19 protein-coding genes are annotated in these 21197 nt (G+C 37.1%); all 19 read left to right on the top strand.

Annotated features, from left to right (window positions below):
* Nucleotides 1–159 precede the first annotated feature (159 nt).
* The 19 genes from spoVT (at nt 160) to pabB (ending at nt 21191) form a co-directional block, all read left to right on the top strand.
* On the top strand, nt 160–693 hold the full coding sequence (spoVT, locus tag ACFSCX_RS10045; protein ID WP_377928087.1) for a stage V sporulation protein T: 534 nt from the start codon (nt 160–162) through the stop codon (nt 691–693).
* A gap of 121 nt (nt 694–814) precedes the next feature.
* On the top strand, nt 815–2416 hold the full coding sequence (locus ACFSCX_RS10050) for a putative polysaccharide biosynthesis protein (RefSeq protein WP_377928089.1): 1602 nt from the start codon (nt 815–817) through the stop codon (nt 2414–2416).
* A gap of 11 nt (nt 2417–2427) precedes the next feature.
* On the top strand, nt 2428–3897 hold the full coding sequence (gene yabN, locus ACFSCX_RS10055; RefSeq protein ID WP_377928090.1) for a bifunctional methyltransferase/pyrophosphohydrolase YabN: 1470 nt from the start codon (nt 2428–2430) through the stop codon (nt 3895–3897).
* A 4-nt stretch (nt 3898–3901) separates the two neighbouring features.
* Nucleotides 3902–4177 carry an RNA-binding S4 domain-containing protein gene (locus tag ACFSCX_RS10060; RefSeq protein WP_377928091.1) on the top strand — a complete coding sequence of 92 codons (276 nt, stop codon included), beginning with the start codon at nt 3902–3904 and terminating at the stop codon, nt 4175–4177.
* Nucleotides 4178–4249: 72 nt separating this feature from the next.
* Entirely contained in the window at nt 4250–4552 is a 303-nt protein-coding gene (gene yabP, locus ACFSCX_RS10065; RefSeq protein WP_377928092.1) for a sporulation protein YabP, read from the top strand.
* A complete protein-coding gene (gene yabQ, locus ACFSCX_RS10070; RefSeq protein WP_377928094.1) occupies nt 4549–5169 on the top strand; it encodes a spore cortex biosynthesis protein YabQ in 621 nt (206 codons plus the stop codon). Before yabP ends, yabQ begins: the two co-directional genes overlap by 4 nt.
* A 17-nt stretch (nt 5170–5186) precedes the next feature.
* Nucleotides 5187–5570 carry an FtsB family cell division protein gene (locus ACFSCX_RS10075; RefSeq protein ID WP_377928095.1) on the top strand — a complete coding sequence of 128 codons (384 nt, stop codon included), beginning with the start codon at nt 5187–5189 and terminating at the stop codon, nt 5568–5570.
* Nucleotides 5571–5650: 80 nt separating this feature from the next.
* The gene (locus ACFSCX_RS10080) at nt 5651–6106 is read left to right on the top strand and encodes a S1 domain-containing RNA-binding protein (protein WP_377928096.1); all 456 of its coding nucleotides are present in this window, start codon (nt 5651–5653) and stop codon (nt 6104–6106) included.
* Between the two features lie 480 nt (nt 6107–6586).
* Complete coding sequence (gene spoIIE, locus ACFSCX_RS10085) at nt 6587–9061, top strand: stage II sporulation protein E (protein WP_377928097.1); 2475 nt, start codon at nt 6587–6589, stop codon at nt 9059–9061.
* A gap of 137 nt (nt 9062–9198) precedes the next feature.
* Nucleotides 9199–9936, top strand: coding sequence for a vWA domain-containing protein (locus tag ACFSCX_RS10090; RefSeq protein ID WP_377928099.1), 738 nt, complete (start codon nt 9199–9201; stop codon nt 9934–9936).
* Complete coding sequence (locus tag ACFSCX_RS10095) at nt 9902–10930, top strand: protein kinase domain-containing protein (RefSeq protein WP_377928100.1); 1029 nt, start codon at nt 9902–9904, stop codon at nt 10928–10930. The genes ACFSCX_RS10090 and ACFSCX_RS10095 overlap by 35 nt, the downstream gene beginning before the upstream one ends.
* Nucleotides 10931–11068: 138 nt before the next feature.
* Entirely contained in the window at nt 11069–12454 is a 1386-nt protein-coding gene (gene tilS / locus ACFSCX_RS10100; protein ID WP_377928101.1) for a tRNA lysidine(34) synthetase TilS, read from the top strand.
* A gap of 22 nt (nt 12455–12476) precedes the next feature.
* Nucleotides 12477–13019: a hypoxanthine phosphoribosyltransferase gene (hpt, locus tag ACFSCX_RS10105; protein ID WP_377928102.1), complete on the top strand. Its 543-nt coding sequence runs from the start codon at nt 12477–12479 to the stop codon at nt 13017–13019.
* An 81-nt stretch (nt 13020–13100) separates the two neighbouring features.
* Nucleotides 13101–15023, top strand: coding sequence for an ATP-dependent zinc metalloprotease FtsH (gene ftsH / locus ACFSCX_RS10110; protein WP_377928103.1), 1923 nt, complete (start codon nt 13101–13103; stop codon nt 15021–15023).
* A 406-nt stretch (nt 15024–15429) separates the two neighbouring features.
* Entirely contained in the window at nt 15430–16206 is a 777-nt protein-coding gene (locus tag ACFSCX_RS10115) for a type III pantothenate kinase (RefSeq protein WP_377928105.1), read from the top strand.
* A gap of 20 nt (nt 16207–16226) precedes the next feature.
* Nucleotides 16227–17105: an Hsp33 family molecular chaperone HslO gene (hslO, locus tag ACFSCX_RS10120; RefSeq protein WP_377928106.1), complete on the top strand. Its 879-nt coding sequence runs from the start codon at nt 16227–16229 to the stop codon at nt 17103–17105.
* 24 nt (nt 17106–17129) lie between these two features.
* Nucleotides 17130–18041, top strand: a complete 912-nt coding sequence (locus ACFSCX_RS10125) for a peptidyl-prolyl cis-trans isomerase (protein WP_377928108.1) — start codon at nt 17130–17132, stop codon at nt 18039–18041.
* 75 nt (nt 18042–18116) lie between these two features.
* Nucleotides 18117–19043 carry a cysteine synthase A gene (gene cysK, locus ACFSCX_RS10130; protein WP_377928109.1) on the top strand — a complete coding sequence of 309 codons (927 nt, stop codon included), beginning with the start codon at nt 18117–18119 and terminating at the stop codon, nt 19041–19043.
* 720 nt (nt 19044–19763) lie between these two features.
* Nucleotides 19764–21191, top strand: a complete 1428-nt coding sequence (gene pabB, locus ACFSCX_RS10135; RefSeq protein WP_377928110.1) for an aminodeoxychorismate synthase component I — start codon at nt 19764–19766, stop codon at nt 21189–21191.
* Nucleotides 21192–21197 lie beyond the last annotated feature (6 nt).

Raw genomic sequence — 21197 nt, forward strand, 5'->3', positions numbered from 1 at the left:
GTAATTTATTCCAGTCACCGAATTTTTCAGGTTGCTCGTGTATAGAACTTTTTATGTGAAGGATACTAATCTCAGGCAAAGGTGATTTATACAACTATGGTATTCCCATCCAAATCACCAAGATTATCAATCATCATATGAAAGTGAGGCATCTTTAGAATGAAAGCAACTGGAATAGTTCGTAGAATTGATGATTTAGGACGTGTGGTAATTCCTAAAGAAATTAGAAGAACCCTTCGAATTCGTGAAGGAGATCCACTAGAAATCTTTGTTGACCGTGATGGTGAAGTAATCCTAAAGAAATACTCGCCAATTAGTGAATTAAGTGATTTTGCAAAGGAATATGCAGATGCATTATATGACAGCTTAGGACATACTATTTTAATATGTGACAGAGATAGCTTTATCGCAGTTGCTGGAGGATCGAAGAAAGAATATTTAAGTAAGAATATTAGTGAACAAGTCGAAAAAATCATGGAAGAAAGAGGTTCTGTATTAGAACCAACAGAGAAAAAAGTCGCGATTGTTGAAGGCACAGAAGAAACATTGTCATATACGGTCGGTCCTATCGTTGCGAATGGTGATCCAATCGGAGCGGTTGTGATTCTCTCCAAGGATGCAACATTAGGAGAGGTAGAACAAAAAGCAGTTGAGACAGCAGCTGGGTTTTTAGCAAGACAAATGGAATCATAATCATGAAGAAGGAGAGGCAGCATATAAAGCTGCCTCTTTTACATATTACAAAGGCAATAAGCGGTTCCCTCCATACATATGGTATAATACATGCGCAATTAACTTGAAAGGAAACAAAGTCATGATCTTACATAGTGGAGGTAAACAGACATTTTGGCATGGAGCCTTGTTGCTAACGATCGCTGGTGTTATAACCAAAATTTTAAGTGCAGCCTATCGTGTTCCGTATCAAAATATCGCTGGGGATATCGGCTTTTATATATATCAGCAGGTCTATCCATTTCTTGGAATTGTACTCGCTCTATCTTTATATGGATTTCCAGTGATGATTTCTAAGATGATATCTGAAAATGGAGAAAACGACCAAAAGGAAACACCCATTCTCGCCCTTAGTTTTCTAACTATATCGTTTTTTAGTGTGATTGTGTTCCTCGGTTTATATGGATTTGCAGAATTAATCGCAAATCTTATGGGTGATATAGAACTGAAAATGCCAATTCGTATGGCATCTTTCACATTTTTGTTGTTACCGGTTATTTCAGTTCTAAGAGGTTTTTATCAAGGGAAAGAAAATATGCTTCCTACTGCTATATCCCAAGTAATGGAACAATCCATGAGGGTCAGTACCATCCTTATTGTAGCTTATTATTTGACAGTGATTGGATCCGATGCCTATCAAGTTGGTTCTGGAGCTGTTTTTGGATCTGTTACAGGTGGTTTTGCAGCCATGGCTGTGCTGTTTATGTTTCGAAGAAAGCACCTGTCATCTGGAAATGTTTTACGAGTGGTGAAACATTTCTCTTCTACTACTATCAAGTCATTTCCTTACAAAAAACTGATTTTCGGCAGTTTAATTATATGTATAACAGGCTTAACGCTTGTATTATTTCAGTTAGTAGATGCCTTTACTTTATATTCCTTGTTAATTCAATCTGGCGTGGAGGAACAATATGCAAAAACGGTCAAAGGGATCTTTGATCGAGGACAGCCATTAATTCAACTTGGAGTGGTTCTTTCAACGTCATTGTCGTTATCACTCGTTCCAGCTGTTGCCAAGGAGCATAAGGCGAAAGATCATTCTTCATTAATCGCTAATACTAAATTTGCAATATTGGTGAATCTTATTATTAGCGTTGGGGCTACCAGTGGTTTAGTAGCAATAATGAAATACACAAATCTTATGCTATTTATGGATATCAAGGGTACAGGTGTTTTGCAGGTACTCGCTTTTTCTATATTATTTTTATCGATTAGCTTGACACATGCTGCTATTTTACAAGGGTTAGGCTATATCAAGTATCCAGCGATATCAGTAATCGTGGGAGTAGTGTTGAAATGGATTTTGAATGTAATGTTAATTCCTAAATGGGGTACATATGGAGCTGCATTTGCTACAATTATGGCACTTCTTCTCATAGCATCGATAAATAGCTGGATCCTATACAAAAGATTTAAACTACCGAGATTGCTTTCACTCTTAACTTATACAAAGATTCTTCTAGCTGGGGGGATCATGATCTTCGTCATAAAAGGATATGAAGCATTATTTTTTATGTTTGTTCAAGATGACGAAAGCAGGATGTTTGGAACTATTTTTGCACTAAGTTCCGTAATCGTTGGTGCTTCGGTTTATTTTTTGACACTGCTATTGATGAAGGTTTTTCAAAGCACCGAATTCGAGTTACTTTCATCATTAATAAATAGGCGAAAACGTAATCTGTAAGGAGGATTCACATGACAAATACCATTTTTGTATTGGGGCTAGGTGCAGGTGAACTTGGCCAACTATCCTTGAATATGTATAACAAAATAAAATCACTACCTTTATTGTATGTTAGAACGTATGATCATCCTATTATCTCAGATTTAGAGAAGGAAGGAATAAGAATACATAGTTTTGATTCCATTTATGAACAGAATGACAGTTTTCAGGCAGTTTACGATGAGATTGTGGAAATATTATGTGATCGTGCAAAAGAGAGTGATTTATATTATGCGGTTCCAGGTCACCCTCTCGTTGCAGAAAAAACCGTACAAATGCTCTTAGAGAAAAGAACTGACGGTCTAAAAGTTGTGATCGAAGGAGGCAGTAGTTTTATTGATCCTATGTTAACAGCACTTGAAATCGACCCAATTGAAGGCTTTCAAATACTTGATGCAACATCTTTCCAGGTCAAAGAGCTACAGCTTGAGCAGCACATGATTATTTGTCAGGTATATGATCAATTCGTTGCTTCAGATGTGAAGTTATCTTTGATGGAAAGGTTACCGGATGACTATGAAGTCTTTGTTGTTACGGCTGCAGGAACGTCCATTCAAGAGATAAAAAAAGTCCCATTATATGAATTAGATCATGGAATGAATGTTAACAATCTAACTACTCTATATATTCCACCAGTAAAGGATGAGCAGCTCCTATATAGTCAATTTTATATGTTGCGCAAGGTGATAGCTGATTTAAGAGGGCCGAATGGATGTCCATGGGACAAAGAGCAAACCCATCAATCTCTAAAGCCTTACCTTTTGGAGGAGGCATATGAAGTAATAGAAGCGATTGATGAAGAAGATGATGACCATTTAGTGGAAGAACTAGGGGATGTCTTGCTTCAAGTGATGCTCCATGCACAAATTGGTGAAGATGAAGGCTGGTTTAGCATTGATGATATTATAAAGTCTATCACTGCAAAGATGATTAGGCGACATCCGCATGTGTTTGGTAATGTGACGGCAAATACAGCAGAGGACGTCGTTAAGAATTGGGATGCTATTAAAAAGCAAGAAGCAAAATCAGAGGACGATTCCATCCTTCAATCAATCCCTGGTTCCTTACCAGGTTTAATGCTCGCCTACAAGCTTCAAAAGAAAGCAGCAAAGGTAGGATTTGACTGGACTGATGTAGAACCTATTTGGGGAAAGGTGTATGAAGAGATAGAAGAGTTAAAACAGGAGATTGCTGAAAAATCCCCACAGGAAAGAATTTCAAAGGAATTTGGAGATTTATTATTTGCTCTTGTCAATTTAGGTCGATTTTATGGAGTTGAACCAGAAGTTGCGATTTCAGAAACCAATAGTAAATTTAAGAAAAGGTTTCAGTACATTGAGCGAGAAGTAAAGAGAAAAGGATTGAAAATGGAAAACTTACCTCTAGAGCAGTTAGATCAATATTGGGAGGAAGCAAAAATGAAAGAGGGTAAAGGGGACTGAGGTCATGAGATTAGATAAATTTTTAAAGGTATCAAGATTAATTAAAAGAAGAACACTTGCAAAGGAAGTAGCCGATCAAGGGAGAATAAAAATTAATGGTATCGAGGCAAAAGCTAGTTCGAACGTGAAAATCGGTGATACGTTAACAGTAAGATTCGGTCAAAAACTCGTTACAGTTGAAATCGATTCGATTCAAGAGACTTCAAAGAAAGAGGAAGCAGCTCAAATGTATACCGTCATAAAAGAAGAACGTTTAGATAGTGAAGAAAGTCTAACGTAGGCTTGTTCTAAATCAGCTCTCCCCTACATATGTTTGTAATAAAGTTTATTTTCATAGTGGGGGATGAAAAACATGAACCAATATTACGACACAGGCTCTACAACCAAAACAACTCCTGAGCATGATGTGATTATGAGAGGAAGAAGACTATTAGATATTACGGGAGTAAAGCAAGTCGAGAGCTTTGATAATGAAGAATTCCTACTTGAAACAGTAATGGGAATTCTCGCGATTCGCGGCCAAGGTCTCCAAATGAAAAACCTTGATGTTGATAAAGGGATTGTTTCAATAAAAGGAAGAATCTTTGACATTGTCTATTTAGACGATCAACATGGGGAGAAAGCTAAAGGACTCTTTGGCAAGTTATTCAAATGAGCCTAACTATTCAATTTTACACAATGCTTGCTATGATTGGTATGGGAAGCTGGATTGGTGCTGCTCTTGATACATATGGTCGCTTCTTAAAGCGACCAACTAGAGCACGCTGGTTTGTTTTTATTAATGATGTCTTTTTTTGGATAGTACAAGGCCTCGTAATATTCTATATATTGCTTTTGGTAAATGAAGGGGAGCTTCGATTTTATGTCTTTTTAGCATTACTTTGTGGATATGCAGCATATAAGAGTCTCTTTCAATCCTATTACAATAAATTATTAGAATTTATCATAACAACCGTTATCAAATTGTACAAGTTCCTCGCGAAACTAGTTAGGGTTCTTATTATTAGGCCTATTCAGTTACTAATCCAAGCTACTATCGTTGTATTGGTTGGTTTGTGGAACATATTATTAAAAATTCTTATACTTCTTATAAAAATTTGCTTTACGCCGATAAAGTGGATAGGTATAATACTTTGGAAGCTCGTTCCTAAAAAGATAAAAATGTTTTTTTCTCAAGTAGCAGGATTTTTCAAACAAATCAAGAATCTGAAAACTACGTGGAAAAAATTCAAGGACTTCTTAAAAAAATGGTGGACGAAATTTCGCAGTTAGGAGGGAGGAAAACGAGCATGAATGCAATGAAAAGAGAAAAACATAAACAGATTCAATCAGACTACCAAAAAGTTGTAGTGGAAAAAGAAAAGCTCGTTTTACACCGTCGTCGTGGTCTAGTAAGGCGTTTAACTGTATTTGGAATCGTAGTTTCTATCGTTAGTTTCTTTATGATCACAACCTTTTTGTCACAAAACGAAGCACTTGGTCATAAGCTAGAACAGAGGAATAAATTGCAAGCCGAACTACAGAAAATGGAAACGAAACAAACAAGATTAGAAGAAGAAATTGTTAAACTAAATGATGATGAATATATAGCTAAAATTGCTAGAAGAGATTATTTTTTATCCAATGAAAACGAGATAATCTTTTCGATTCCTGAAGATGACACGGGCAATTGACACTATATTTTTTAATTGGTTATAATATAAGCAATTTGATTTGTTGATTTTTTATTTATTTAAGGAGGAGCATTTTTTTTATGTCAATCGAGGTAGGCAGCAAGCTACAAGGAAAGGTAACAGGCATTACAAATTTTGGAGCGTTTGTGGAGCTGCCAGGTGGTTCTACTGGTCTAGTTCATATTAGTGAAGTTGCTGATAACTACGTTAAAGATATTAATGAGCATCTAAAAGTTGGAGACGAAGTTGAAGTAAAGGTTATTAATGTTGAAAAGGATGGAAAAATTGGTCTATCTATCAAAAAGGCAAAAGAAAGACCACCACAAGTATCATCTACACAACGTCCAAATGCCGGAGGCCGCCCGCGCGGAGGCTCTAACCGCCAGGGGTCAAATTTCCGAGACCGTGATCAGCGTGAAACAGAAACATTCGAACAAAAAATGAATCGTTTTCTAAAAGATAGTGAAGATCGCTTATCTTCATTAAAACGCAACACAGAATCGAAACGTGGAGGTCGTGGGGCTAGACGCGGTTAGCTTGCTGTCCGAATCTATATAAATCAAAGAGCTTACCTACCGGTAGGCTCTTTTTACATTGGTAAAAGGCTCATCTATTCGTCCTTAGTCGACATAAATGAAATATGATAACTTTTTACCAAGTTTTTCTTTAAAATCTCGACAAATTTTATTGGCAGTAATATGTAATGACTGTAAGATTTCAAATAGGTTTTTAGATAAAAATACATTTAGGGTGGTGTATCACAGCTTGCCAAAGCGTACGGTTCCTACCCGTGAGGCCTGTGGTTCTATTTCCACAACCGCTATTAAAAAAAGACTGTCGCATAAAAGAGGCAGTCTTTTTTATTTGCAATTTTCTAAAAAAATATGGTTTTTCTGTTCTCTTTTAGTGAAACTCGTCGAACGTTTTATAAAGCTTGTCCTGTTCTTTTGACAAAAAATTGAAAGATGCTTGTTTATAATTACAACCATCAATAATATTCGGGTGGAGGTAATATTATGCAAAAAACCGAAAGGAACATAACAGGTCCCTGGACAGAATTAGCGACGGTCGATCGAATATATAACACAATTCTTCAAACGACTTCAAAACTACAGCAAAAAATAGAAATCATCTTATTTCAAAAAGGCTTATTAATTGTAATGATTGGTTTCTTACTAGGGAGAGCACTAATTCTTGAACAAATTATGCCTTTCGCGATTCCTTTCTATGCAGCTGTTTTTATGATGAGAAGAGAAAAATCAATCTTAGCAATGTTTGCCTTATTAGCTGGTGCGACAACTGTTGGCTTTGGAAACGCAGGTATCGTTTTCACATCGATTATATTTTTTTTAGTTATTCGGCTCATTGCAAATAAAATTAACTATTCAACGGTAAAATCTCTTCCTTATCTAGTGTTTTTTGCTAGTGTACTATCGAATATTGCGTTTACAGTAGTGATTTCTAAACCCCTTAGCTTATATCATTTATCGATGGTAGCGGTTGAGGCAGCGCTCAGCTTCATTCTTACGATGATCTTCTTACAAAGTGTTCCACTCATTAGTTTGAGGAAACGGAAGCAGGCTTTAAAAACAGAAGAGATTATTTGCTTAATTATTTTAATTGCATCGGTTCTGACAGGAACTATTGGATGGTCACTATACGATATGTCTATAGAACATATTTTCTCTCGCTATTTAGTCCTTATATTTGCATTTTGCGCAGGGGCTACGATTGGATCCACGGTTGGTGTAGTAACTGGATTGATTCTGAGTTTAGCGAATGTGACAAGCTTATATCAAATGAGTTTATTAGCTTTTTCTGGATTACTAGGGGGACTATTAAAAGAAGGTAGAAAATTTGGTGTTGCAGTTGGGTTATTAATTGGAACACTTTTGATTGGTTTGTATGGTGAAAACCAAAGTGAATTGCTAAATACTGTGTTTGAATCATTACTCGCCATCGCTCTTTTCTTTCTCACACCACAAAATTTGCTTTCAAAATTAGCAAGATATATTCCAGGAACAGCTGAGCACACAGCCGAACAACAACAATACTTACGGAAAATTAGAGATGTTACGGCAAACCGGGTTGAGCAGTTTTCAAGCGTTTTTCAAGCATTATCAAAAAGCTTCTCTCAATACGGATTGCTCCAGGAAGATAAAGATGATGATAGAGAGATAGACTACTTTTTAAGTAATGTGACGGAAAAAACATGTCAAACTTGCTTTAAAAAAGAACAGTGCTGGGCAAAAAACTTTAATACAACCTATGAGTACATGCATAAGATTATGCGGGAATCTGAAGATTTATCGTTTGGTCGAAACGTCAATTTTCATAGAGAATGGGAAAAGCATTGTGTAAAGCCAGCTAAGGTAATCGATGCAATCCAACATGAATTAACCTATTATCAGGCAAATCAAAAATTAAAAAAGCAGGTTAGAGAAAGTCGCCGTCTTGTAGCCGACCAGTTACTAGGTGTGTCACAAGTTATGGGGGATTTTGCAAGAGAAATACAAAGAGAAAGGGAAAATCATACGATTCAAGAGGATCAAATTCTAGATGCACTTCGTGATTTTGGTATTGAAATTGGACATGCCGATATATACAGCTTAGAGCAAGGAAATGTAGATATTGAAATGAGTGTTCCATATTGTAACGGAAGTGGAGAATGCGAAAAATTAATTGCACCTATTCTTTCAGAAATATTACAAGAGACGATTATTGTGAAAAAAGAAGAGTGCTCCGCTTATCCAAATGGAAATTGTCATGTTACGTTCGGCTCTGCCAAAACTTTTGTTATAGAAACAGGTATTGCTAACGCTGCTAAAGGAGGAGCCTTTGTTTCAGGTGATAGCTATTCAACGATTGAGCTTGGCGCTGGCAAGTATGCTATTGCCATTAGTGATGGTATGGGTAACGGTGAAAGAGCGCACCTAGAAAGTAATGAAACACTATTACTCTTACAAAAAATATTGCAAAGTGGTATAGAGGAAAAGGTCGCTATTAAATCGGTAAATTCAGTTCTGTCATTAAGAACGACAGATGAAATTTTTACAACGCTTGATTTAGCGATGATTGACTTGCAGGATGCAAGTGCCAAATTTTTAAAGATTGGTTCAACACCTAGCTTTGTGAAACGCGCAGAAAAGGTAATGAAGATAGAAGCTAGTAACCTACCAATGGGCATTATTCAAGAATTCGAAGTGGATGTCGTAAGTGAACAATTAAAGGCTGGCGATTTACTCATTATGATGAGTGATGGGATTTTTGAAGGACCAAAGCACGTTGAAAATTATGATGTATGGATGAAGAGAAAGATAAAGGAAGTGGAAACGGAAGACCCACAAGAAGTAGCGGACTTGATCATGGAAGAAGTCATTCGAACTAGAGGTGGACAAATAGAAGATGATATGACCATTGTAGTTGCAAAAGTAAAACATAACCTACCTAAATGGTCTGCCATCCCTTTATACCATAAGAAAGTAATGTAACGATGGAAGATTAAGAGACTGACCAAAATAAGCAAATTTAGAACAAGGATTTACTAGTTTAAAAAAACTAATAGAAACGTATAAAACAAAGAAATCCCGTCCATGATGGTAATACATTAAGAAGGAGGGGATGGCAGTTGAAAAAAGGTACAATTAAGCAAATCCTATTAATCACAGATGGTTGTTCAAATCAAGGGGAAGATCCAATTGCGATGGCTGCCCTAGCAAAAGAGCAAGGGATCACAGTTAATGTTATTGGTGTAATGGAAGAGGATGTAATAGATGGTAAGGGAATGCAAGAGATAGATGGAATCGCAATGTCAGGTGGTGGAGTAAGTCAGGTCGTATATTCACAACAGCTCTCACAAACGGTTCAAATGGTGACGAGAAAAGCTATGACACAAACTATACAAGGTGTTGTAAATAAGGAACTCCAGCAAATTTTAGGTTCAACCACCACTATGGAAGATTTACCCCCAGATAAACGTGGTGAAGTGATGGAGGTCGTGGATGAAATCGGTGAAACATCTGATCTTGAGGTACTTGTATTAGTGGATACTAGTGCAAGTATGAAACACAAGCTACCAACTGTAAAGGAGGCACTACTAGATTTATCACTAAGTTTAAATGCACGTATCGGTGATAATCATTTCTCAGTGTTTGTATTTCCTGGGAAAAAGAAAGACGTTGAAAAAGTACTAGATTGGACTCCTAAGCTAGAATCGTTATCGTCCATATTTCCAAAGCTGACAACAGGGGGGATTACACCAACCGGTCCTGCTATACGTGAAGCATTATCTCACTTTGGAAAGAAACGTTCATTAAGGAGTCTGATTTCTCGTGAAGAACAATATTTTGAAGAATCCGGCATGTAAGGTCACACCTGGAACAGTCATTGTTGGGAAATGGCATGCTCAGTCGTATAGAGTCATGAAGCCTTTAGGCTATGGAGCTAACGGTGTTGTCTACTTAGCAAATGGAAAAGCAGGTCAAGTTGCCTTAAAAATAAGTGACAATAGCATGTCCATCACGTCAGAAGTCAATGTATTAAAAAAATTTTCAAAGGTCCAAGGATCTTCCCTTGGGCCTTCTTTGCTAGACGTCGACGATTGGTTCCGAACAGATAATGGAATAACAGTTCCGTTCTATGTAATGGAATTTGTAAATGGAGATAATTTCATTGAATTTATTGAAAAACGTGGTACAGAGTGGACAGGCATCCTTTGCTCACAACTGTTGTTAGATTTGGATAAGCTCCACGAGGCTGGATGGGTATTTGGGGATTTAAAACCGGACAATTTATTAGTAACGGGTCCTCCTCCTAAGATTAGGTGGCTAGATGTTGGAGGTGTTACGATTCAAGGTCGTTCCATAAAAGAATTCACAGAGTTTTTTGACCGAGGTTATTGGGGAATGGGTTCAAGAGTGGCAGAACCAACTTATGACCTCTTTGCCGTGGCGATGATTATGATTAATGCATCGTTTCCTAAAAGATTTGCTAAAACAGAGGACACTAAGCACCAATTAAGGAATGTCATTTTGACGCACTCATCCCTTCGTCAGTACCATGATGTTATCATGAAGGCAATTGAGGGGAAATATTCAAAGGCACTTGATATGAGAAGAGATTTGGTCATTGCAATGAGTAAATCGAATGTCTCAACTTCACAGCCAGCTAAAGGTGGAAATGTAAAAGCAAATGTAGTTCCTAAGACGAAACCAACAAAGAAACCAGCAAACCAATCGGTAAAAAGAACTGATCGTAAAAGTAAGAAGAAAAAGGAATCATTTGGTCTAACGGAGACTCTGTTAATTCTACTCTTTTTATTTCTAGCTTATGTTCTCTATATATATGGACAACTTATTTAAAGGTTACTTCAGATGGTTAAAGAGAATAGTTGTTATTTTATAATTAGGAAAGAATGTTTTTGCAGAATGGAAAACAAAAATGGTAGGATATTTGTAGAGTTAAACGATATAACATTCTAAATAGGGCCTGATGAATAAATGGAAGAAAAAGTAAAACGCTTTATAATGAAAAACAATTTGTTGAAACCAAATTCAACAATCATTGTCGGTGTATCAGGTGGTCCTGATTCTCTCGCATTACTCCATTATTTGTGGGTAAATAGAGAATCTCAAAGCTGGGTGGTCATTGCTGCGCACGTTGATCACATGTTTAGAGGACAAGAATCTGCAGACGATATGAGGTTTGTCATTCAATTTTGCTTAGAGAGAGAGATAACCTTCGAAGCGACTCAGATAAATGTTAGGGAATATCAAGAAGAAAATGGCCTCTCTAGTCAAGTCGCAGCAAGGGAGTGCCGATTCTCTTTTTTTCAAGAGGTAATGAGAAAGTACAAAGCGGATTATGTAGCAGTTGCCCAGCATGGCGATGATCAAATTGAAACAGTACTGATGCGACTAGTAAGAGGTGGTACAAATAAGTCAATTGCAGGAATACATTCGAAACGCCCATTTGGAGCTGGGTTTATTGTTCGTCCATTTTTATCATTAACAAAAAAAGAGATTCTTCAATATTGCGAAAATCATTCGTTACAACCTCGAATTGATCCATCCAATCAAAAGGGGATTTATACAAGAAACCGGTTTCGAAATGAAATCGTTCCTTTTTTGAAAATGGAAAATCCTAATGTACATGTAGCATTTCAACAATTTAGTGAACAATTACTAGAAGATGAATATGTTTTAGAGGAATTAACAAAAGAAAAGATGAATACAGTAATTAAAAAGCGGGAAATAGACTATATCGAAATCTCTATCGATATGTTTCTAGCCTTGCCTATTTCTTTACAAAGAAGGTCACTTCATCTAATATTAAACTATCTTTATGAAACACGGCCTAGTTCTTTAAGTAACATACATATAGAACAAGTTTTTAAACTACTAAAGAGTAATCAACCATCCGGATCTCTTCATTTTCCAAATAGCTTGTTTGTAAACCGGTCATATCAAACCTGTATGTTTACATTTAAAAAGGAAAAAATACTTACATATGAATACCCTCTTCAAAAAGAGGACAAGATTCAACTACCGAATGGTGATGTTTTATGGAGTGAGCTTCACTCTGATTACCCCTCGAAGCTGAGTAATGATCTATTCGTTCTTCCTTCCGAAAAAATTGAATTTCCTCTCACTGTTCGTACTAGAAAACAGGGAGATAAATTGGAGCTAAAAGGGATGAAAGGAACAAAAAAGATAAAAGATATCTTTATTGATGAAAAAGTTCCTTTAGTAGACAGGGAAACATGGCCCATTGTGGTAGACAATGAGGGGACGATTTTATGGCTACCTGGCCTTAAGAAATCTAGACATGAATCTGCTAGAGAAGAATCATCACTGTATGCAATATTATTTTATCAAAGGCATTGAAACTTCTAGGAGGACCATACGTATGCATGAAGAAATTGAAAAGGTATTGATTTCAGAAGAACAAATTCAACAAAAGATTAGAGAACTTGGAGTAGAGCTAACAAAGGAATATGAAGGGAGATTTCCATTATTAGTAGGTGTCTTAAAAGGGGCTATGCCATTTATGGGTGACCTTTTAAAAAGAATTGATACACACTTAGAGATGGATTTCATGGATGTTTCCAGTTACGGGAATACAACGGTTTCTTCTGGAGAGGTAAAAATTATTAAGGATTTAGACACTTCAGTGGAAGGACGAGATATTTTAATTATTGAGGATATCATTGATAGTGGGTTAACGTTAAGCTATCTCGTTGAGCTTTTTAAGTATAGAAAAGCAAAATCAATAAAAATCGTTACTCTTCTAGATAAACCTACTGGGCGAAAGGCTAAAATAAAAGCTGATTTTGTTGGCTTTGAGGTTCCAGATGCTTTTGTTGTAGGCTATGGTTTAGATTATGCTGAAAAATATCGCAATTTACCTTATATTGGAGTTCTTAAGCCTGAAATGTATCAAAATGCATAATAAGGGCTCTTTAGTTGAATTGGAATGTTTTTCTATGGTACTATTTAATATAGTTTGTTCGCTCGAGGGAGGAGGTAAGTGATGAATCGGATCTTCCGTAATACTATTTTCTATTTATTAATCTTTTTAGTTGTAATTGGAGTAGTAAGCTTCTTTAATGGTTCAAACCAAAAAACAGAAACATTAACATACGATACTTTTATTCATCACCTTGAGGCTGGTGAAGTCTCTGAAATTGCCATGCGGCCTGAACGAGGAGTGTTTGAGGTTCGCGGGAAATTAAAGACATATAATGAAGATCAATCCTTTATTACATATGTAACAAATAGTCCTCAAGCTTTAGAGAGAATTGAAACCCTAGCTTCTCAGGCAGAGGTTGATGTACAACCGGCCGAGGAGACAAGTGGTTGGGTGACGTTTTTCACATCTATTATCCCATTTGTTATCATCTTTATCTTATTCTTCTTCTTACTAAACCAAGCTCAAGGCGGTGGAAGCCGTGTCATGAATTTTGGTAAGAGTAAGGCAAAGCTATACAGTGAAGAAAAGAAAAAGGTTAGATTTAAAGATGTAGCTGGTGCAGATGAAGAGAAGCAAGAGCTAGTGGAAGTTGTAGAATTTTTAAAAGATCCAAGAAAATTTGCTGAGCTTGGAGCACGTATACCTAAAGGGGTACTATTAGTAGGACCACCAGGTACAGGTAAAACATTACTTGCTCGTGCTGTAGCAGGTGAAGCAGGTGTTCCATTCTTCTCAATTAGTGGTTCTGACTTTGTAGAGATGTTCGTAGGGGTAGGGGCTTCTCGTGTCCGTGACCTATTTGAAAATGCGAAAAAGAATGCACCATGTATTATCTTTATAGATGAAATTGATGCAGTGGGTCGTCAACGTGGAGCTGGTTTAGGTGGGGGTCATGATGAAAGAGAGCAAACCTTAAACCAATTACTAGTTGAAATGGATGGATTTGGTGCAAATGAAGGAATTATCATTGTTGCAGCAACGAACCGTCCTGACATTCTTGATCCAGCCCTATTACGTCCAGGACGTTTTGATCGTCAAATTACGGTAGATCGACCAGATATTAAAGGTCGTGAAGCTGTATTAAAGGTTCACGCTCGTAATAAACCACTCGCAGACAATGTGGATTTAAAATCAATTGCAATGCGTACACCAGGCTTTTCTGGAGCTGACCTTGAAAACTTATTAAATGAAGCAGCATTAGTTGCTGCACGTCAAAATAAGAAGAAGATTGAACCAGAAGACATCGATGAAGCTACTGATCGAGTTATTGCAGGGCCATCGAAGAAAAGTCGAGTTATCTCTCAAAAGGAGAGAAAAATTGTTGCGTTCCATGAAGCAGGTCATACCATTATAGGTGTTGTTCTTGATGAAGCAGACACCGTTCATAAAGTAACCATCGTTCCAAGAGGTCAAGCAGGCGGTTATGCGGTTATGCTTCCTAAGGAAGACCGCTTCCTTATGACAAAGCCAGAGCTCTTAGATAAAATTACAGGACTATTAGGTGGTCGTGTTGCAGAAGAAATCGTTTTTGGAGACGTAAGTACAGGTGCTCATAATGACTTCCAACGTGCAACAGGAATCGCGAGAAAAATGGTAACTGAATATGGAATGAGTGAAAAGCTTGGTCCGCTTCAGTTTGGTCAAGCACAAGGTGGTCAAGTCTTCTTAGGTCGTGACATCCATAGTGAACAGAACTATAGTGATAAGATTGCTTATGATATTGATACAGAAATTCAGCGTATTATTAAGGAATCTTACGAAAGAGCTAGAACGATTTTAACTGAAAATCGCGATAAGCTTGATCTGGTTGCAAATACGTTATTAGATGTTGAAACGTTAGATGCAGAGCAAATAAGACATTTATTTGATAAAGGTGTTTTACCAGAAAGACCTGAAGCCTCGACCGCTGATGCTAGTGTGAAAAATGAAGAAGTAAAAGTAAATATTAATACGAAAAAAGAAGAGAATAAAGAAGAAAAGTAGAAGAAGTTAGGTTATTCCTAGCTTCTTTTTTTAGATAATAAGGAAGTAAAAGCTTTATATTATCTTATAACGTTGTTATTAGTAATGCGGCATTAGAACAATTGAGGTGAAATTGCAACGATTATGGCAATTTCATCTTATTGGATTCAAATTACCCTTGAAGAATAAATGAAAAAGCTCCCTCTTTCTCTTCAGGAACAATTACCATGACCTGCCACATGCAGGATGAAGGTTAGGATCAGCGAGGCATTATAACAGGGCGTTGTAATCAAAGCCTGGCAACATAATTAATGGGGTGCATCGCCCCTTTAGTTCCTTATCGATCTTCTCGAAAGTCAGAGTGAAATTATGATAAGATGAACTTGATTGAAAAGATAAGATTATACATAAAATGAAGGTGAATTCAGTGATCTTTGTACTTGATGTAGGAAACACCAACACTGTTCTAGGGGTGTTTGATAAGGAAGAGTTAAAATTCCATTGGAGATTTGAAACGAATCGGAATAAAACAGAAGATGAATATGGAATGTTAATAAAATCATTTCTTGCACATGAAGGCATTTCCTTTTCTAACATTAAGGGAGTAATTATTTCTTCTGTCGTACCTCCTATTATGTTTGCATTAGAACGAATGTGTGAAAAATATTTCAGGCTGTCTCCAATAATTGTAGGACCTGGTATCAAAACAGGGTTAAATATTAAATATGAGAATCCAAGAGAGGTTGGGGCAGACCGGATCGTGAATGCTGTTGCTGGTATTACGTTGTATGGCAGTCCACTTATTATAGTAGACTTTGGGACTGCTACCACCTATTGCTATATTAATGAACATAAGCAATATATGGGTGGTGCCATTGCGCCTGGTATCGCCATTTCAACCGAGGCCTTATATTCAAAAGCTGCCAAATTACCACGGATTGAAATTGCCCGGCCAGAAACAATTGTAGGAAAGAATACAGTGAGCGCCATGCAGGCAGGTATTGTATACGGGTATGTAGGACAAGTAGAAGGGATTGTTTCGAGGATGAAACAAGAGTCGAAAACAAATCCTAAAGTTATCGCAACCGGAGGGCTCGCAAATTTAATATCTAAGGAATCATCTATCATTGATATTATTGATCCTTTCCTAACATTAAAGGGTCTACATATGATTTACTTACGAAATCAAAAAAATAATGATTGATACTGAAGGGAGTCTTTACATTGTCAGATTATTTAGTTAGAGCATTAGCATATGATGGACAAGTACGTGCTTTTGCAGTTAGATCAACAGAAACGGTATCTGAGGCGCAAAAAAAACATGATACTTGGCCAACGGCTTCGGCAGCACTAGGGCGTGCGATGTCAGCAGGGGTTATGATGGGAGCAATGTTAAAAGGAAATGACAAATTAACGATCAAAATTGCTGGAGGAGGCCCTATCGGAACGATTATCGTAGATAGTGACGGAAAAGGGCATGTTCGTGGATATGTAACGAATCCTCATGTGCATTTTGATCTAAATAAGTTTGGTAAATTAGATGTAGCTAGAGCTGTCGGGACAGATGGAATGCTAACGGTTGTGAAGGATCTTGGATTACGTGACCATTTTACCGGTCAAGTACCAATTGTTTCAGGTGAATTAGGAGAGGATTTCACTTATTATTTTGCATCATCTGAACAAATTCCTTCATCAGTAGGGGTAGGAGTGCTCGTAAACCCTGATAACTCAATCTTAGCAGCTGGTGGATTTATTATTCAGCTATTACCTGGTACAAATAATAAAACCATTGAAGCTATTGAAAAACGTCTATCAACGATAGAGCCTATTTCAAAGCTTATTCAAAAAGGATTATCACCAGAAGAGATCTTAGTCGAGGTACTAGGTGATAACGGAGTAAAAATACTCGATAAAATGTCGATTAATTTTCATTGCCATTGTTCAAAAGAGCGAATTGAAAATGCAATTCAAAGTTTAGGGAGAGAAGAAATAGAGGATATGATAGAAAAAGAAGGAATGGCGGAAGCACAATGCCATTTTTGTAATGAAACCTATCACTTATCAAAAGAGGAATTGACTTCCTTACTGCCTGAAGAAAAATAAGTGCTAAATGGGGAGTGGAAACGCATGGCTAACAAAGGGTTGTGGATGATTATTTTTGCCCTAGTTGTAACAAATTGTTTGTCACTAGGATTTTTATATAAGGAAAAGGGGAATCAAGTTGAAATGCCAGCTTCAGTTGAAACAGCTTCTACGATTGCTGCAGAAGTTGTTGCTACTGTTGGTGATGAAAATATTACCCAGCAAGAATGGTTGCATGAGCTTGAGCAGTTATATGGAAAAGAGACGTTAAAAGAAATCATTAATCGGAAAGTGATTTATCAGCTAGCTGATAAATATAATGTATCAATATCTGATGAAGTAATTGATCAAGAAATGACCATGATAAGGGCAATGTATAACTCAATGGACCATGAGCAATTAATGGATGAAACGGAATGGAGGACCCAACTGGAGTATACTCTCCTACTCGAAGAAATTCTTACGAAAGACGTTACCATTACAGAAGACCTCATTCAAGATTTTTATGAAGAAAACCAAACGTTATATGAAATACCGGATTCATACCATTTGTCACACATAATCGTTGAAACAAAGGAAGAGGCGAATGAGGTAATCAAGGAATTAGAAAATGGGTCAGATTTCTCCGTTCTAGCTATGGAGCGTTCAATAGATGAATTCTCATCAAATCAAGGCGGAGACTTAGGATTTATTACGAAAGAAAGCGGTTATCTTCCAAACGAATACGTAGATGCTTTATCCTCACTTAAAGAAAACCAATGGTATCAACCAATTAAAGTGAATGAAGGCTATGCTATCCTTTATTTACATGAAACAGTCGTTGGGAAAAATTATTCCTTTGAAGAAGTTAAAGATCACATTCGCAGACAATTAGCTCTCGGACAAATGGAAGGAAAAGTGACGGCAGAGCAGTTTTGGGATGAGATTGAGGTGAATTGGTTTTACGAGTCGAAATGATTGACAATTCAAACAGCTTTTGTTAAGTTTTATAAAAACCTATCAAAATACTAGGGTTTAAGGGAGTGGAAGAGAGTGAAAGTGGCAAATTCGATAACAGAACTTATTGGTGAGACTCCTATTATAAAATTAAACAAAATTGTCGATGAAAACATGGCAGACGTATATTTGAAGCTTGAGTTCATGAATCCTGGAAGTAGTGTCAAGGATCGTATAGCCTTAGCAATGATTGAAGCAGCTGAAAAGGATGGTACATTAAAGTCAGGAGATACCATTATCGAACCAACTAGTGGGAACACCGGAATTGGTTTAGCTATGGTGGCAGCTGCAAAAGGATATAAATTAATTGTTTCCATGCCAGAGACGATGAGTTTAGAAAGAAGGAACTTACTACGAGCGTTTGGTGCTGAGTTAGTTTTAACACCAGGACCAGAAGGTATGAATGGGGCGGTAACGAAAGCAGAAGAGCTAGCTAAAGAACATGGTTATTTTATGCCACAGCAATTCAAAAATTTAGCTAATCCGGAGGTTCACAGGCTGACTACGGGACCAGAAATTGCTAAGCAAATGGGTGATATAGGGCTAGATGCATTTATTTCTGGAATCGGTACGGGTGGAACAATTACAGGTGCAGGTGAGGTTTTGAAAGAACACTTCCCTGGTATTAAGCTATATGCTGTTGAACCTGCTGACTCCCCGATACTTGCAGGTGGAAAACCAGGTCCACATAAAATCCAAGGAATCGGTGCGAATTTTGTGCCTGAAATATTAAACACATCAATTTATAACGAGATTATTCATGTGAAAAATGAAGAGGCATTTGATTATGCTAGACGTGCAGCGCGTGAAGAAGGTATTCTTGGTGGAATTTCTTCAGGTGCAGCAATTTTCGCTGCTTTAAAAGTAGCAAAGGAACTTGGGCAAGGCAAAAAAGTGTTAGCCATCATACCAAGTAATGGGGAGAGGTATTTAAGTACTCCTCTGTATCAATTTGAAGAGTAACAGAAAAAGCAACCATTTGGGTTGTCAGGCTGTCGAGACATTCTCGACAGCCATTTTTAACTTTCTGACAACTTAGACGGCGTTGTATATATAGTAATCAGGAATGATACATATTGAATCTAGAAAAAAGGAAGAACACTCTACAACATTTCCATGAACTGCTTTCTATTGGATATGATGCGGTTTGCCAAGTGAAATATGTGCGTGAGCGCGGTCTATTGGACATTTTGGTGTGGCTTGACGTGTGACATATCCAATAAGTGGTTTTCGTCGACTTATTATTGTGAATTTATGTGTGAAATGTCCAATATCAGGGTTTACTATTTTGAATGAGATTTTTCATTAAGTCGGCAACCATTTTGGTTGTTTTTTTATAACTTAAGAAAGCAGTTTCTGATGTTTAGTTTATACAATGTTACTGATAAATCCAGCTCCAGCGCCCAGCCAGATCATGCCATTTCATCCTACTCGAGGGAAAAAGAAAAATCACTTTTTCCTTGTTCAAAAAGGGGCAAACCACCCTTTTTTTCATGACAGTACATTCGCTCTACCTTAGGCTAAACGGGGCGCCCTAAGCCTTTTGATCAAAAACACCTGTTATTAGTAAATACTAATACGAAGACATCATGTGTGATTCATATGAATTTGAGTATGAAAATGATGTTCACTTTCCATGAATCATGTACAATAGTAAAAGAGTGAATGAAGGGGTGTGTTTTTATGGGGAAAAGGTATCCGTTATATACAACAATTAAAATGCAACGAGAAAAGTGGTTTCCTCATTATAAATATATAAGCCAAGCTAAGAATCATCATGCTCTTTTAGAAAGTGGAAGAGGTGGACAGTATACCATAATGGGACTAGATCCAGTGGCCATACTAAAAGGTAAAAATAACAAGCTGGAGATTTTTTGCAATAACGAATCCCAAATAATGGATGGTAATCCGCTGCATCTGATGAGAGAGTGGATGAATGACTATAAGACAGAAAAAGATCCTACATTGCCTGATTTTCAAGGAGGAGCAATTGGGTATATAAGCTATGACTATGCTAGGTATATCGAATCTTTACCAGAGATTGCAAAAGATGACTTATATGTACCAGATGTCTATTTTATGGTATTTAATGATGTATTCATATACGATCATAAACAAGAGGAACTATATATTATTACTCACTATACAAAAGGAAAATTGGAATCAGCTAAAGAACATTTGCATGCATTAGAGATGCTATGGAAAGAAACTAAGGATGTTAAAGATAGCAACAAAGGTGAAACGATTCAGGAATCAGATAGCGATTTACAGGTATCGTTAACCGAACTAGAGTTTCAATCTGCGGTTGAAAGAATAAAGGAGTATATTGGACAAGGCGACATATTCCAAGTGAACTTATCTGTTAGACAATCACAACGCTTAAAGGTTAATCCGTTAGAGGTTTATTCATGTTTAAGAGAGATTAACCCATCACCTTATATGGCGTTTCTTCAAGATCCTGAGTTTCAAATCGTAAGTGGTTCACCAGAGCTTTTAATTAAAAAGAGCGATGCTGAAGTAAGTACACGGCCAATTGCTGGGACAAGATCACGAGGTATAAATGAACAGGAAGACGAACGATTAGCAAAAGAGCTTATTGAAAATGAAAAAGAGCGGGCAGAGCATGTTATGCTTGTAGATCTTGAAAGAAACGACCTTGGTAGAGTATGTGAATACGGTTCTGTTGAAGTTAATGAATTTATGGTTATTGAAAGATACTCCCATGTCATGCACATCGTATCAAACGTAAGGGGAACAATGTCCAAGCAGTATGATGCATATTCTGTGATTGATGCCGTTTTTCCAGGTGGAACGATCACAGGTGCTCCGAAAATTCGAACAATGGAAATTATTGAGGAGCTAGAGCCAGTACGAAGAGGGTTATATACGGGGTCGATTGGTTGGATTGGGTTTAATGGTGATATGGAGCTTAATATCGCCATTCGAACCATGACCGTTCACAATGGTCATGCCTATATCCAGGCAGGAGCAGGAGTTGTGATTGATTCAAATCCAGAAGCGGAGTACAAGGAATCATTGAAGAAAGCGAAGGCTTTGTGGAAGGCAAAAGAAGTAGCAGAAGAGACTAAACTAAAAGAGAAAGTTGAGTAGAGGTGA

Source organism: Bacillus salitolerans, assembly GCF_042680805.1.
In the GTDB taxonomy this organism is placed as follows: domain Bacteria; phylum Bacillota; class Bacilli; order Bacillales; family SA4; genus Bacillus_CJ; species Bacillus_CJ salitolerans.

Excerpts from the sequence above, each read along its gene's own strand:
- pabB (WP_377928110.1), top strand. The coding sequence starts at position 19,764 with ATGGGGAAAAGGTATCCGTTATATACAACAATTAAAATGCAACGAGAA.
- ACFSCX_RS10060 (WP_377928091.1), top strand. The coding sequence starts at position 3,902 with ATGAGATTAGATAAATTTTTAAAGGTATCAAGATTAATTAAAAGAAGA.
- hpt (WP_377928102.1), top strand. The coding sequence starts at position 12,477 with ATGCATGAAGAAATTGAAAAGGTATTGATTTCAGAAGAACAAATTCAA.
- ACFSCX_RS10125 (WP_377928108.1), top strand. The coding sequence starts at position 17,130 with ATGGCTAACAAAGGGTTGTGGATGATTATTTTTGCCCTAGTTGTAACA.
- ACFSCX_RS10080 (WP_377928096.1), top strand. The coding sequence starts at position 5,651 with ATGTCAATCGAGGTAGGCAGCAAGCTACAAGGAAAGGTAACAGGCATT.
- ACFSCX_RS10050 (WP_377928089.1), top strand. The coding sequence starts at position 815 with ATGATCTTACATAGTGGAGGTAAACAGACATTTTGGCATGGAGCCTTG.
- yabP (WP_377928092.1), top strand. The coding sequence starts at position 4,250 with ATGAACCAATATTACGACACAGGCTCTACAACCAAAACAACTCCTGAG.
- yabQ (WP_377928094.1), top strand. The coding sequence starts at position 4,549 with ATGAGCCTAACTATTCAATTTTACACAATGCTTGCTATGATTGGTATG.
- ftsH (WP_377928103.1), top strand. The coding sequence starts at position 13,101 with ATGAATCGGATCTTCCGTAATACTATTTTCTATTTATTAATCTTTTTA.
- spoVT (WP_377928087.1), top strand. The coding sequence starts at position 160 with ATGAAAGCAACTGGAATAGTTCGTAGAATTGATGATTTAGGACGTGTG.
- spoIIE (WP_377928097.1), top strand. The coding sequence starts at position 6,587 with ATGCAAAAAACCGAAAGGAACATAACAGGTCCCTGGACAGAATTAGCG.
- tilS (WP_377928101.1), top strand. The coding sequence starts at position 11,069 with ATGGAAGAAAAAGTAAAACGCTTTATAATGAAAAACAATTTGTTGAAA.
- yabN (WP_377928090.1), top strand. The coding sequence starts at position 2,428 with ATGACAAATACCATTTTTGTATTGGGGCTAGGTGCAGGTGAACTTGGC.
- ACFSCX_RS10075 (WP_377928095.1), top strand. The coding sequence starts at position 5,187 with ATGAATGCAATGAAAAGAGAAAAACATAAACAGATTCAATCAGACTAC.